This window comes from Fervidobacterium sp. 2310opik-2 (genome assembly GCF_011057735.1).
GTDB lineage: Bacteria > Thermotogota > Thermotogae > Thermotogales > Fervidobacteriaceae > Fervidobacterium > Fervidobacterium nodosum.
This window is the reverse complement of sequence record NZ_LNGG01000004.1, coordinates 83,147-97,775: the sequence shown is the minus strand read 5'-3', so window position 1 is coordinate 97,775 and position 14,629 is coordinate 83,147. Positions and strand designations below refer to the sequence as shown.

The following is a 14,629-nucleotide window of genomic DNA, read 5'->3' as shown; positions in this document are numbered from 1 at the left end:
ATTAATTAGATTTTGAGTTTGATAATTAAGTCTAATGATAAGATTTAATGTGTATTAAGTATAATACATCTATCTATTAGGAGGGGGGAACATTTATGAAGAGATTTTCCGTATTTTTTCTGGTAGTTTTGATGCTAATAAACTTCGCGGCTTTATCTTTTAGTCAAACAATTCAAACAACACCATTAGCAAAGTTATATTACGAGTTAAAAGCTCTTTTAGAGAAACCTGATGCTAATCTATCAGACGCAATTAACCAAATCTTACAAAAGTACGCACCTATAGTTGAACCAATACTACCTCCGGGTGAATATGAAGAATATTCACTTTCTATGTCTCAGTTAGATAAAGAGTTAAAGGAAATGGGCATTTGGATCACGCGAGCAACAGTCGAGATTTTTAATCAGGAAATTGTTGAAGGACCATTTGAACTTAACTACGATCGTGAAACAGGACAAGCTACCGGCTTGATTACAAAATTAAAAGCTGGAAAATACAACGTAATAGTTAAAGTCCTTGGACTTGTTGACAACAAAAATGAAAGAATAGTCGCATATGGAAGAGAAGATGGCGTCGAAGTAGTTAGAGATAAAATATCTCTCGCTAGTATACCTCTTAAAGTAATAATTGGAACAGGAGGCGTGCTTGTAAACGCTTTACTCGATTTTCAAAATTCAGAATTTATTCCTGGGGAGATTGCATCAATCGAGCCATCCGATGGTGAAAAAGATGTTTTACCAACTGTAACCCTCAAGTGGGATTCGCTCCGTGCAAAAGCTTACGATATCTATTTCGGTGAAGAAGGCAATTTGGAAATTAAAGAAAAGAATTACTTTGACAAACAATATACATTAGAGGGACTTAAGCCAAGTACAACTTATCAATGGAAAATTGTTGCTAAAAATGCATTTGGCGAAGTGGAAAGCCCTGTCTTCAGTTTCAGAATAGGTGACGCCCCAACTGCCCCAGCGACTCCTGTGCCATACGATGGTGCTGCCAAAGTTTGGATACAACCAACCTTAATGTGGGAATCTGAAAAAGCTGCAAGTTTTGATATTTATTTAGGTGAAAGGCCAGATCAGTTAGAGCTTTTAGCTACCGTATTAGAACCAGAATACGATTTACCCAATCTAAAGTTAGGTACAACATATTATTGGAAAGTTGTTGCAAAGAATGCGTATGGAGAAACAGAGGGACCAGTATGGATATTCACAACAGGCGATGTACCAACAAAACCTGTACTTAAAGAACCAACGGGTGAAAAAGTTTGGATACAACCAACATTCAGATGGGAAAGCGAAGATGCCAACGAATATGAATTATACCTTGGTCAAGAATACGATAATTTAGAACTTGTTGCCACGACAACAAGTGCAGAGTACACAATACCATACGATTTACCAATGGATACAACATTCTTCTGGAAAGTTGTTGCGAAAAATGATTTTGGTGAAAATGTAAGCGATGTTGAGATGTTCCAAACAGGAAAAGCGCCTGTTGTTATAGGTGTAGTTCAACCTCTTGACGGAGAGGAAGATGTTTGGAAATCACCAGTTCTTGAATGGGAATTCGAATGCGCAGATAAATACGATGTGTACCTCGGTACTTCTCCGGAAGAATTAGAACTCATTGCTCAAGATGCGACACCAAATACCTTAGAACTTAAAGACCTTGAACTTGGAAAAACATACTATTGGAAAGTTGTTGGAAAGAATAAATTTGGTGAAATTGAAAGTCCCGTATGGAAATTTACAATTGGTAACGTGCCCGCTGTACCATTTAACCCGGAACCAACCGATGGTGCCCTTGATCAATTCAATAATCTTGTCCTCAGATGGGAAAGTTCAAAAGCGGACAGTTATGACCTTTACATAGGATTTGCTGAAGACAAACTTGAGCTCTATCAAGCAGACATTAAAGAGAGCGCTGTTGAATTATACGACTTACTATTTGGCACAACATACTATTGGAAAGTTGTCGCGAAAAACAGATTTGGAAATACAGAAGGGCCTATATGGAAATTTACAACTGGGCAAATTCCAGAAAAACCAATCGCAATTTATCCAGAAGATGGAAGCATTGTACCTATAGATGTTACGCTGAAGTGGCAGAGCGAAAGAGCAGAAGAGTATGATTTGTTCTTTGGAACAACGTCTCTTGAACAAATTGCCGCTTTGAGTGAAAATGAATATAAACTACCAGAATTACACTTTGGAACGTGGTACAGATGGAAAGTTGTTGCGAGAAATGTATTTGGAGAAACTGAAAGCGAATTCAAATTCATGACAAATTTACCAAAAGTTGAAAAACAGTTATCTATCGGTGGAACAAAGTCCGATGCAGGTAAGAGACTGATAAAAACATCTGATGGTGGTTACATACTTGTTGGAAACACTCAATCACCTGATGTTGAAGGTTTCAAAGGTGAATCTGATATATTAGTAGTAAAACTAAATAAAGATTTAGAGGTTGAATGGAAGAAAGTCTTAGGTGGAACTGGTTGGGATGAAGGAACAGATGTATTTGAATACGATGAAGGATACATTGTAGTTGGTTACACATTATCTTCTGAAATAGAAAATCAAAAGAACAAAGGTGGTTGGGATTATCTCGTTGTAAAACTTGATAAACAAGGCAACGTAATATGGGCAAAACTTTTCGGTGGCACTGGTAATGATATAGCACAAAAAGGTTTAGCTACATCCGATGGTAACTTCTTAGTTGTGGGAACAACAAATTCAGTAAATGGTGACACTGGTGGAAATATCGGAACTTGGGATACATGGATTTTAAAAATCAATAAAGATGGTGAAATGCTTGCAAGTAAAACATTCGGTGGTCTTGATAGAGATAAAGGCGTAGACATTATCGAAGTCGAAGATGGCTATATTGTTGCTAATGTTACATACTCTCTCGAAGGAAATATACCATACAACCATGGTAGTTCCGATATCTGGTTGTTCAAAGTAACGAAAGACTTAAAAGAAATAACTCTCAACAAAGCTTATGGTGGTAGTGACCAAGATGAAGTAGCAAAAATACTCAAAACAAAAGATGGGAACTTGTTAATCGTTGGTTACACAACATCTGTCGATGGAGATGTACAAAAGAACGCTGGATATTGGGATGTATGGGTTGTAAAGGTTGATATGCTTGGTAACATAATTTGGCAAAAAACATACGGTGGAAGTGAAGAAGATATAGCTTACAATGTAGCAGAGTTCCCAGATGGTGGATTTGCAATAGTTGGTCATACACTCTCTAAGTTCGATGATTACAAAGGTGGAGTAGATATATTAGTGCTTGATATCGACAACGATGGAAATCTCAGATGGAGTAAAACATACGGTGGAACATTGGCAGACTATTCTTACAGCGTATATGTGGAAGAAGATAAATCGATAGTTGTACTAGGCACAACATTCTCCAAAAATAATGATACAACAAACAACTTAGGTGGTAGTGATATATTAATTTTGAAAATTAAATAATCTCTAACCATTTTAGAAAGTGGCCCTTTAAAAAGGGCCACTTTCTTTTTTTATTATTGAACGATTTTAAACTTAATGTTGTCTAAATTTATAGTCGAGAAAATAATACAAATAATGAACCGATTAAAAAACTGTTCAATAGCTCATTTTTGTCCATGTTTTTGGGAGGTGTGACCTATGCGTATTAATAACAACGTTGGAATGTGGGCAATTCGATATCTTCAAAATTTACAAACCCAACAAAACACACAACAACAAAGCTTAGCACAATCAACTATACCTTTAAATCAAAATATATCTTCCAACGTCATAGCTGAGAGGATACGTTCGCAAGTTAATGGCTATCGCGAAGCTATGGTAAGTACGTACAATACAATAGGCATGATGAACACCGCAGAAGGCGGTTTACAAAGTATTAGTTCAAATTTACAAAGAATGCGTGAATTAGCGATTCAGGCATCTAATGGCACACTTTCTGATTCGGAAAGAAGTGCTTTGCAGAAAGAATTCACGCAACTATCACAAGGTATAAACAAAGTTGTTGAACAAACAAAATATAATAACCAAAGAGTACTTGGTGGTGAAATTAGAAATATGCAAGTGCAACTTGGACCAAATGAAGGTCAGAATATGAAGGTCACCCTCCCAAGCATGGACATTAAGTCTCTCGGGCTTGAAAGTGTAAATCTTAACAGCACAGAAAATGCTCAAAATGCATTAAAAGCTATTGATCAAGCTATATCTAACGTTTCTACAACACGTAACTACATAGGTTCCGTAAATAACAGATTAGAAAGCGCTGCAAGAAATCTTAGTGAAACAATGATAAATCTCACCTCCTCTGTAAGTATTTTAACAGGAACAGATATGGCTCGTACGACTATGGAATGGATAAGAACTCAGTTACAATCACGAGCCACGATAGGTGTGCTGTCACAATCAAACGTTAACAGTTCCAACGTACTAAGATTGCTTGGATAAGTTGAAAAACTATTAGAAAGTAAAACAAAAAACGCGGTGGAAAATTCCACCGCGTTTCTTCTTTAACTGGTGCCGAGGGCGGGACTTGAACCCGCACGGAGCCTAGCTCCTGTTGATTTTGAGTCAACCGCGTCTGCCAGTTCCGCCACCTCGGCATTTTTTACTTTCCTACGCGTGGTTATTTTATCATAAATACTATGAAATTTCAAGTACCTAAAACTTTTAGAGATGAAAAATGAAAAATATGGTAAAATATTTTATAAGTTATTGATATTGAAAATAATTGAAGCAAAAGAGGAGGGGATTGTATTTATGAAAGCTTTATACGCACAGTCTGGGGGAGTTACAAGCGTAATCAATGCAAGTGCGTACGGTGTAATTGATGAAGCAAGAAAGAATGGAATAGAGATACTGGTTGGAATCAATGGTGTGACGGGTATACTAAAAGAAAATTTTTTGGATGTTAGTGAGCTTGATATCGAATTTCTCAAATACACTCCCGCTGGTGCCTTTGGTTCTTGCAGGAAAAAGATGAAAAATGATTCTGATATAGAAAAGTTGTTTGAGATTTTTAGAAAAAATGAAATAAGATATTTCTTCTATAACGGTGGTAACGATTCAATGGATACAGCTTGGCGTGTTCAAATGGAAGCTCAAAAAAGAGGCTATGAACTCAAGGTAGTTGGTGTCCCCAAAACTATCGATAACGATTTACCCCATACAGACCATTGCCCTGGCTATGGCTCCGCCGCAAAATATATAGCGATATCGATGATGGAAGCCGCCCTCGATTTAAGAAGCATGTACGTCGACTCAACACAAGTTTTCGTAATGGAAATAATGGGAAGGCATGCGGGCTGGCTTGCTGCTGCTGCTGGTCTTGGGTGGATTAATGGAATAGGTGCAGATGTGATACTCCTTCCCGAAAAACCGTTCAATAAAGATGAATTTCTAAGCACTGTGGACAAAATTATCTCGGAAAAAGGATACTGTGCAATTGCCGTAGCCGAAGGTTTAAAATACCCTGATGGATTTTTTGTCTCCGATATGGGCTTCACAGATAGCTTTGGAAATAGACAACTTGGTGGAGTTGGGTTTACAATAGCCGGTATGGTAAGGTCAGAACTGGGTCTTAAAACACACGTAGCCATTCCAGATTACCTACAAAGGAGTGGCAGACATATAGCGAGTAAGACAGATATAGAAGAAGCAGAGATGTGTGGACGTATGGCTGTAAGATACGCACTCGAAGACAATTATGGTGTTATGGTAACTATGGAACGAGTGTCAAATAATCCCTATCAAATTAAATATAGCAGTGTCCCACTGAATTTAGTTGCCGATCAAACAAAGATGTTACCAAAAGATTTCTACAAAGGCTATACTGTAACCGATAAATTCTTTGAATACGCGCTGCCACTCATATCCGGTGAATTTTATCCACCATTTGAAAATGGTTTACCAAGTTATAAACTCATAAATCTAGGAAAAAAGTAAAAAAATTATAGAAATAAACAAATTAGGAGGTGCATAAATGGAAAATCTCTTACCTATGTTTATTATCTTCTCATACTCATTAGTTTTGAACTCGATGGCTCCACTTTTGAAATCTTTTAAAGAACTATTTGAGATATCAACTTTTGCATCTTCACTATTACCATTTTTTTCATTAACAGGCACGGTGTTATCAAATATTTTAGTAGGGCTATACATAAATAAATTAGGTCTCAAACGTTCATTGATAATTGGAAGCATTCTTACAATTATCGGAACAATCACAGTTGCGTTCGGAAGTAATTACTATATAACACTCCTTGGAATGTTTGTATTTGGACTTTCAACGGGTTTTGGCTTCACAGGAGGAACAACTTTACTTTCGACAAGTAAAAAAGCAAATTTCGGTTTTTTTCATGGCGCGTATGGACTTGGTGGAGTAATTGCACCGTTCGTAATAATTTTAGTTGAAAAAAGCACAGGTAACTTTAAAAACGTCTATTTTGTTTATTCTGCAATGTTCATATTATTTTCAATATACGCATTTTTTAGAACGTTCCCGGATATAAAGACCGATACATTCAAGCTTACCGATATAAAATTTGCGTTCAACGACAAATCATTTGCATTTTTCCTTACTTTGCTTATTCTATATTCTTCCGCAGAAATAGGCACAATCACTTGGGCTGGCACGTCGATGAAACAAGAATTTATAAACTCTTTCATGGCTTACACATTATTTTGGTCTTTATTTACGATTGGAAGGTTTACAGTCAACTTAATCGCAAAATTCGTTGGGAATTTAGTAAGAATCAACACATTTACTCTTGCGATTATAATAATATTATTTATTCTAACTAAACACCCCGTATTATTTGTACTTTCTGGCCTATTTCTTGGTCCAATCTTTCCATACGTTCAAAGTAATGGGATAAAATCTATAAACCAAAAATACATTCCCATATTCAACGGTGCAACGTACGCATTCACATCTTTAGGTGGAAATATAGTAAGCACAACGATGGGAATAGTACTCGATAAAAGTATCTTCATAGCTTGGTTGATACCACTAACAATCGTTTTAATTATCTTTATTTTAAGTAGAAAATGCGCGCAAAATTTATGCAATTAACAAAATAGCCTCTGCTTAACGCAGAGGCTATTTTGTTGTTTCTAATTCACATTATCACTTAATTTCCTCAATCTTAGCTATCCTTGGAGCATTTGTTGCTGGTATATTTAGTTTCACAACAATTTCGTTAGGATTCATATCCAATCCAACTTTCCCCATTCCTTTTCCAACACCAATTAGCCAGTTACCTGCTAAGAGTGTTTGGCCTTTATTCAAGTTTATTTGAGTAAATCCAGCTAATCTATCTTTGAGCCAAACTTGGAAGTACGGTTTATCACCATATCCTATAGCATAGAACATTAACTTTCCATCAGCCGTCCTTAAAATATTAATTCCATTTTTATCATTTCTTTCAAGAACAATATTAACTTCTTTACCTGACACAACGTCAACACTTTTTACTTTAAACAAAGTCAATTCTTCGTTGAATTTGTAACTTGAAACGTTTTCTATCTTAGCTGCGACGAAAACACCATCTTTATCAGCTTGAATCTTGTAACCATTTATTGTTCCATCTATAAATAACTTGTTGCCATATGGATCGTAGATATTGATTGTTGTCTTCACAGTACTTGAGTTACTATTTGAGTTATTATTTTTAATAATGCCACAACTTGAAAAGACAAACAGCAAAGACAGTAAAGCTATAAACATTATCTTATTCATATTTCTCTTCATATTTTTCACCACCTTTCCACCAATTATTTAACCCTTTCACTTTCAGGAACAGCAAAACCAAACATTGTTGTGAAATAGTACAAATCAGATTCCGTTATATCATTTGTCGTATCTGTCAAGTAACCTGCCCTGTAATTCGTATAATTTGGATATGGCGGGTTGAAATCTTCTCTCGGTCCTATGTTATAAATCAAATCGTTTCCAGACACCGTAGTACCTAGCACATTCACAAATAAGTTCCAGTCATTTATATCCACTACAAAATCACCGTTGAAATCGCCAACAACATAAAGGTATTTGTTAGTTTTAAATACACGTTTTGCCCTTAAGTTTTCTGGATCAACCAACTGACCTTGAATTTGTGCGTAACCATATAAGTCAAATTTCTGCAAAAATAAGCTATCACCATTTGATTCAAATGTTGTTTTCTCCGGGAAGTTTAAGTTGACAACGATAGTTGCTACCCTTGTTGTTCCAGGAAGCGGATTTTCCATACTATTCAAAGTGTATTTCAATTCTGTTGGCCTAACAAAACTTAGTGAATTCACTTTGGATACATTGTTCGCAAATTCCTCAGATAATACACTATCTATTGTTATACCAGATAACGGTTTTAAATCAATGTTGTATGCTATAGAGTTAGTTGCAGCATCCAAGAACAGATAAGCGCGAGTTTTCCCGATTGCGAACTCAGGCAATAACAAAGTAACTGTTGCACTGAGTTGCGCGTAATAAATCTCAATGTAAGCAGGACCTTTTATAGGTAACCGGATACTATCTTTGTCGTAATAAGTATTCTTCTCAAAACCTCTTGGGTCATCTGGGTTCCACTGATAGACAACCCATTTGTACGCATACCACTGTTGACCTTGATAATTTGTGTTAGCGTCAACAGTGTGTACTGCACTATTTGGATTTGAACGATAAGTGTTATAATCAAATTTAACATCAATAGAATCTGTAGCCTCACTATTTGTTTGCAATGGATATTTATTATAAATATAGAAGGTGTAAGTAGCATCCGTAAAAACAGTTAAATACCTATCGTTGAACATGTAAGTTAATATGGCTGGATTATCTCCCTCAGAACCTTCATATTCATTTTGTCCCGTTTTCCAAAATCTGAAAGTAAAAGTCGAGTCAACGGTTGGTTTAGAACCTCCTTGAACACTAAACGATGGAGTAAATAATAATAATCCACCGGTTGGCGTAGCGAACTTTACTTCGAGTTTTTGAGATCCTGGTATTCCTTCTGGAATTTTAGCTAAGTTTGTTTCATTCGTTCTTAAATTAGAAAGAGTTACAGCAATTGTATTATCTGGATTTATTAATTTTGCATCGTAAAGTAGTCCATAAGTACCTGTATTATTGAATAACGCTCCACTCAATTCTTTTCCATAAAATCCTTCTTTGGCGGTTATGAATATTCTCGTTTTAAATGACATAGAAGCTGAGTCAACAAAACCTGTGTGGTTTATATTCTGACCGTACATTGCCCAAACACCGTATGGCCCTCTTGCATCAAACTGCCATGCGTAAATTGTTCCATCGTTCGTTGCCGTTGCAAAATAGTAATTATCATTGTAAAGAGCTCCAAGTGGTGCAACGTTAACAGCAGCGCTTATTGGGAATGTACTTGTTGTAGTTACCTCCCATTCTTTGGAAAATACACCACTTGTAGGATTAAAACTAAGTATAGTTATTTTTCCAGTACCACCTGTCGAAGAAGAGGGAATTATCAGGTAAGTTATCCCATCACGCCCTTTCACTATAGCCGGCGTCGTTGTTATCTGCTGACCGATGGAGTATTCACCAAGTTTAAGCAAATTTTTGTTTAGCGCAGCAACTTTACCGTTATCACCAAATATGTAGATATATCCTTCACCATCTATAAGAGGGCCTGAACTGTTCGAAGCTGATAAGAAACGTACGTGATTTTCCGACCCAGAAGGATCAATCTTATAAAGATATCCTGCCGTACTTAGAGCATATATGAAACCGCTTTCGTCCATAGCCATAGGTGTTGAAAATTCATCACCGATAGAAAGAATAAGATTAGGAGTACTGAATGCTGCGACATTAATACTGTAAAATTTTCCATTTTGCGTTAAAATATAAACTTTATCTTTGGAAGGACTCATAAGTGGCGGAACTTTTACAGGTCCACCAACAGTAACGGAACTAGGAGTAAAGTTAGTACCATCAAACGTTACTTTGTAAACCGTTCCTTTCATCGTTGCGGTAATTATAACTAAATTTGCTCCATTAGCGTAAGCGACAAGCCCGTAAGCAGAACCATCAATATTAAAAGATTCTGGCGTTCCAAATGAACCATTTATTTTTAAAACATTCAGTTTATTTTGTGCTGTTTCCTGAGCTGTTACCCATATAAGATACTTATTAGAACCATTTTCTACATACGTTGGTGGTGCAACAACGTTGTTTATACCACTAACTTGACCTAAAGCAACCATAGCACCAGACATTTGAAGTTCGTAAACCGCTCCATCCTTGGAAAGTACCAATAAGTTGCCGCCGTTCTTTGCTATAACCCCCGGACCGTATTTCCCAGGAAGAACCCAACTGTACTTCGTAGTTGACCATAAACCTGAAGTGTTAAGTGCAGCAAAAGTTTGTACGAAAAATGCTGAAATAAGGACAAAAAACAAGAAAGAGAACTGTTTTCTTTTATTCATAAACCCACCTCCATGTTAAAAACAGATATTATTTATAATATATTCATACATATTATCGGAACCAATTGAGTATTTTTTATTGGAATAAATTTTATCCTTTCAATTCTCATTGTACATACAATAAGAATCTACCTATATCTCTCATCAAATTACCACTTTTATCTTGAACGTTCATAACAGATATGTAATATTGTCCTAAAGACATAGGTGTTGTGACAGAAAAGGTTACTATCCTACCATCGGGTGAAACTTCCTCTACTTCCATTTGCAAATCCCTATAGTACATGGTGAATTCATCCTCTTTAACTAACAAGCGTGGCAACGCTGTTAAACTAACTCCGCCTGGATCTTCTACTGTAAGCGAGAAAGTTACTAAACCAGGGAAAACATAGTTAGCCTCAGTTTTTTTAAGTTCTATTCCGTTTGCCTTTAGAGAAACAAACCTTGGTCCATTATAATCTTTTACACTTACCCATGTCTCGGCGATTCCAGCCCTTCCATCTTTGGATTCTGCATATATTGTTATAAAATGAGTACCTTCTTCAACTGACCATATTGCAAAACTCTGAGCCGATGTATCTCCATTACTGCTAAAATCAGCAATCGCATGACCATCAACAAGAAAAACGATTCTCGTATAAATAACATCTTTCTCATTCGGCACCATAGCGATAACTGCGGAAGCGTTTGCGGTTGGTTCAGATGGGCTAACTTGAACGTTAAAGCTAAGCGCCGTGCCACCAATGTATATCCTTTTTGCATATGTATTCATATTACCTTCTGCATCATACGCTACTACATTTATCGCATGCGTTCCAATCTCACTTTTACCTATCATGACTTCTTTCACAAATTTCTTACCGGATATATTCTCCTCAGATATAACTTTATCATCAAACGTAAGCATGTACTTTTTCAAGTTTATATCGTCTGTAAGCTCTATCCTAACTGAGACATTGGAGTTTTCAGAATAAAAAGTATCCGCATAAACACTTATATTAGGCGGTGTTAAATCTCTTGGCCTTACATCAAAAATTAGTTTTGTTGCATCTTCACTTTTGTAAGCAACCGAACGTAAAAACAATTCAGTCTTTCCGGGTTCTGTTATCCTTGGCAATCTTAGATAAACATATTTATCAGAAGTCTTCGTTGAAGTATTAAACCATGACGCACTCGAACTCAAAATTCCATTAACATTGATATCTACAAAAGGATTTTCACCATCTAATTTCAGTTGTAAAAGCACCTCATCACCAACATATGGTGCTTCCGGAATAAGCTTTATGTCTTTTAAGTAAGGTGGTTTCAAATCGTATACAGTCAATGTTGAAGATACAGTATACCATTTACCTTCAGTTATAGAATACCCTTCGGCTTTTACCGTATACACACCTGGCATTTTAGGTGACCAGGTTTTGCTATAAGGGTAAGCGCTTAACAACATCAATTCGTTATAACTGTTGTTACTAATAATTACCTTTATATTCGATATACCCGGTTCTCTTGGCTCCACATTGATATTTATCGGTGTTCCAATAACAGCAACAGAAGGAATTGAAATAGATATTTTTTGACTATTAGAATCATCAAGTTTTTTTGCAACACAAGAGGCTAATGAAACTATTAAAATAACGGTAATAAATATTCCAAAAAAGCCACTTGCATGAATTCTCTTCATGCTTGACACCTCCAGTTATCCATAAAATTCACCAAATCTTATTTCTACATATATTATCTAAAATCCTATGTAAAAATATATTTGCTTCATTAATCATGCTTAAAATTGACAAAATATCTTGATTTTTTGTATAAATATGGTAAAATGATTAGCGTCAAACAATTGGTATATCCAGTGGGGCCGTAGCTCAGGTGGGAGAGCGCTACCATGGCACGGTAGAGGTCGTGGGTTCAAGTCCCATCGGCTCCACCAAAAATAACGAAAACAAAACAAGCCTTGAAAAAATCAAGGCTTGTTTTATTTCTATAAAAAATGGCCATAAATCAAAGTCTAACAACATGTTATTTCCAGAAATTATTTATTTTCAAACTTTATCGTTGTAAAAATAAGAAAGAAAGAGATTTATACATATATTGTTATTTAAACTTACATAACAGTCCATAATTACCAATAGTTAAAATTCACTTTTCACATTTTTTTGTTATACTAAAATTAGCAACCTACACATAAGAGTGATAAAAACAAAAACTACTTGTAGGAGGGGGTAAGATTATGAAAGTAAAGCCACTTGGTGAAAGGTTATTGATAAAGCCAATCGTTGAAGAGAAAAAAACAGCAGGCGGTATTGTTCTTCCAGATGCCGCAAAAGAAAAACCCATGAAAGCAGAGATTGTTGAAGTTGGTAAACTTCCTGAAGACTGCCAGCTCAAAGTTGGCGATAAGGTAATTTACAACAAGTACTCTGGTACGGAAATAAAGATAGATGATGAAGATTATATCATCATCGATGTAAGCGATATTCTAGCAAAAATAGAAGAGTAAAAATTCAAGGAGGTGCGAGATATGGCAAAGTTATTAAGATACAGTGAAGAAGCAAGAAGGTCATTAGAAGCAGGTGTAGATGCAGTTGCTAATGCAGTTAAGATTACATTGGGTCCAAAAGGTAGAAATGTTGTTATTGAAAAATCATGGGGCAGCCCAACAATTACAAATGATGGTGTCTCTATTGCAAAAGAAATTGAATTAGAAGACAAATTTGCAAATCTTGGTGCACAACTTGTTAAAGAAGTTGCAAGCAAGACTAATGATGTTGCTGGTGACGGTACAACAACGGCTACAGTTCTTGCTCAAGCGATGATTAAAGAAGGACTCAAGATGGTAGCAGCTGGCGCAAATCCGATATTGATTAAAAAAGGTATCGACAAAGCAACATCAAAGGTTGTTGAAGAGATTAAGAAAATTTCAAAGAAACTTTCAAGCACAGAGGATATCGCACACGTCGCATCAATCAGTGCAAATAGTGAAGAAATTGGTAAATTAATCGCAGAAGCAATGGAAAAAGTTGGCGAAGATGGAGTTATCACAGTCGAAGATAGCAAAACAATTGATACTTACGTTGAATTTACAGAAGGTATGCAATTCGACAGAGGTTACATCTCACCATACTTTGTAACAGACCCAGAAAAGATGGAAGTCGTTTACAATGAACCATTCATACTCATCACAGATAGAAAACTTTCAAACGTTAAACCTCTCATTCCTATTCTTGAAAAAGTAGCTCAAACAGGAAGACCACTTGTAATTATCGCAGAAGATGTTGAAGGTGAAGTTCTCACAACGTTAGTTCTCAACAAACTCAAGGGAACACTTAACACCGTAGCAGTTAAAGCTCCTGGCTTCGGTGACAGAAGAAAAGCAATGTTACAAGATATAGCAATTCTCACAGGTGGTATTGTAGCAAGCGAAGAAGTTGGAATTAACCTCGAAGACCTCACACTCCAAGACCTTGGTAGAGCAGACGTTGTAAGAGTTAAGAAAGATGAAACAATAATTGTCGGCGGAAAAGGTAAGCCAGAAGAAATCAAGAAGAGAGTTGCACAAATCAAAGCACAAATCGAGCAAACAACAAGCGAATACGAAAAAGAAACACTCCAAGAAAGAATGGCAAAATTAGCTGGTGGTGTCGCAGTAATTAAGGTTGGTGCAGCAACAGAAACAGAACTTAAAGAAAAGAAACACAGAATTGAAGACGCACTCAGCGCAACAAGAGCAGCTGTTGAAGAAGGTATCGTCCCTGGCGGTGGAATTACATTACTTAGAGCAAGAAAAGTTCTTGAACCAGTTCTCAATGAACTTACCGGTGACGAAAAACTCGGTGCTCAAATAGTCTACAATGCTCTCGAAGCACCAATTAGACAAATCGCTCTCAACGCAGGTTACGATGGTGCAATAATTATCCACAACGTACTTTCAAAAGATGATGTAGCATACGGTTTTGATGCCCTTAAAGGTGAATACTGTAACATGTACGAACGTGGAATTATCGACCCAGCAAAGGTTACAAGAAGCGCTCTACAAAACGCAGCATCAATCGCAGGTATGCTCCTTACAACAGAAGTGCTCGTAGTTGAAAAACCAGAAGAAAAGAAACCAGCAGCACCTGAAATGCCAGAATATTAATACTAAATACTTAAAAAAT

9 protein-coding genes and 2 tRNA genes are annotated in these 14,629 nt (G+C 36.4%); 7 read left to right on the top strand and 4 right to left on the bottom strand.

All coding sequences use genetic code 11. The features are described 5' to 3' along the window. Window positions 1-95: 95 nt before the first annotated feature. Together AS161_RS02325 and AS161_RS02320 are read left to right on the top strand one after the other, a co-directional pair. Complete coding sequence (locus AS161_RS02325; protein WP_164541654.1) at window positions 96-3,491, top strand: hypothetical protein; 3,396 nt, start codon at window positions 96-98, stop codon at window positions 3,489-3,491. Window positions 3,492-3,668: 177 nt separating this feature from the next. Beyond that, a complete protein-coding gene (locus AS161_RS02320) occupies window positions 3,669-4,472 on the top strand; it encodes a flagellin (RefSeq protein WP_011994699.1) in 804 nt (267 codons plus the stop codon). Window positions 4,473-4,539: 67 nt separating this feature from the next. Here AS161_RS02320 and AS161_RS02315 read toward each other — a convergent pair. Next, window positions 4,540-4,627, bottom strand: a tRNA-Leu gene (locus tag AS161_RS02315). 157 nt (window positions 4,628-4,784) lie between these two features. Between AS161_RS02315 and AS161_RS02310 the strand changes: the two genes are divergently transcribed. Both AS161_RS02310 and AS161_RS02305 read left to right on the top strand, forming a co-directional pair. Beyond that, a complete protein-coding gene (locus AS161_RS02310) occupies window positions 4,785-5,969 on the top strand; it encodes a 6-phosphofructokinase (protein ID WP_164541653.1) in 1,185 nt (394 codons plus the stop codon). A 37-nt stretch (window positions 5,970-6,006) separates the two neighbouring features. Next, on the top strand, window positions 6,007-7,098 hold the full coding sequence (locus tag AS161_RS02305; RefSeq protein ID WP_164541652.1) for an MFS transporter: 1,092 nt from the start codon (window positions 6,007-6,009) through the stop codon (window positions 7,096-7,098). Between the two features lie 54 nt (window positions 7,099-7,152). Here the strand turns inward: AS161_RS02305 and AS161_RS02300 are convergent, their stop codons facing one another. From AS161_RS02300 to AS161_RS02290, 3 genes are all read right to left on the bottom strand, one after another. Further along, on the bottom strand, window positions 7,153-7,776 hold the full coding sequence (locus AS161_RS02300) for a hypothetical protein (protein ID WP_011994696.1): 624 nt from the start codon (window positions 7,774-7,776) through the stop codon (window positions 7,153-7,155). Between the two features lie 23 nt (window positions 7,777-7,799). Then, the gene (locus tag AS161_RS02295) at window positions 7,800-10,472 is read right to left on the bottom strand and encodes a PQQ-binding-like beta-propeller repeat protein (RefSeq protein WP_164541651.1); all 2,673 of its coding nucleotides are present in this window, start codon (window positions 10,470-10,472) and stop codon (window positions 7,800-7,802) included. A 106-nt stretch (window positions 10,473-10,578) separates the two neighbouring features. Next, entirely contained in the window at window positions 10,579-12,150 is a 1,572-nt protein-coding gene (locus tag AS161_RS02290; RefSeq protein ID WP_164541650.1) for a hypothetical protein, read from the bottom strand. Between the two features lie 176 nt (window positions 12,151-12,326). On the opposite strand from AS161_RS02290, the gene AS161_RS02285 reads away from it, so the two are divergent. The 3 genes from AS161_RS02285 (at window position 12,327) to groL (ending at window position 14,610) form a co-directional block, all read left to right on the top strand. Beyond that, window positions 12,327-12,402, top strand: a tRNA-Ala gene (locus AS161_RS02285). Between the two features lie 300 nt (window positions 12,403-12,702). Then, window positions 12,703-12,972, top strand: a complete 270-nt coding sequence (gene groES / locus AS161_RS02280; protein WP_164541649.1) for a co-chaperone GroES — start codon at window positions 12,703-12,705, stop codon at window positions 12,970-12,972. Between the two features lie 21 nt (window positions 12,973-12,993). Further along, window positions 12,994-14,610 (top strand): chaperonin GroEL, encoded by a 1,617-nt coding sequence (gene groL / locus AS161_RS02275; protein WP_011994691.1) that lies wholly within the window; start codon window positions 12,994-12,996, stop codon window positions 14,608-14,610. Window positions 14,611-14,629: the final 19 nt, after the last annotated feature.

Bases quoted from the DNA above. Each gene is read 5' to 3' on its own strand.
- AS161_RS02325 (WP_164541654.1), top strand. From the start codon at position 96: ATGAAGAGATTTTCCGTATTTTTTCTGGTAGTTTTGATGCTAATAAAC.
- AS161_RS02320 (WP_011994699.1), top strand. From the start codon at position 3,669: ATGCGTATTAATAACAACGTTGGAATGTGGGCAATTCGATATCTTCAA.
- AS161_RS02310 (WP_164541653.1), top strand. From the start codon at position 4,785: ATGAAAGCTTTATACGCACAGTCTGGGGGAGTTACAAGCGTAATCAAT.
- AS161_RS02305 (WP_164541652.1), top strand. From the start codon at position 6,007: ATGGAAAATCTCTTACCTATGTTTATTATCTTCTCATACTCATTAGTT.
- AS161_RS02300 (WP_011994696.1), bottom strand. From the start codon at position 7,776: ATGAAGAGAAATATGAATAAGATAATGTTTATAGCTTTACTGTCTTTG.
- AS161_RS02295 (WP_164541651.1), bottom strand. From the start codon at position 10,472: ATGAATAAAAGAAAACAGTTCTCTTTCTTGTTTTTTGTCCTTATTTCA.
- AS161_RS02290 (WP_164541650.1), bottom strand. From the start codon at position 12,150: ATGAAGAGAATTCATGCAAGTGGCTTTTTTGGAATATTTATTACCGTT.
- groES (WP_164541649.1), top strand. From the start codon at position 12,703: ATGAAAGTAAAGCCACTTGGTGAAAGGTTATTGATAAAGCCAATCGTT.
- groL (WP_011994691.1), top strand. From the start codon at position 12,994: ATGGCAAAGTTATTAAGATACAGTGAAGAAGCAAGAAGGTCATTAGAA.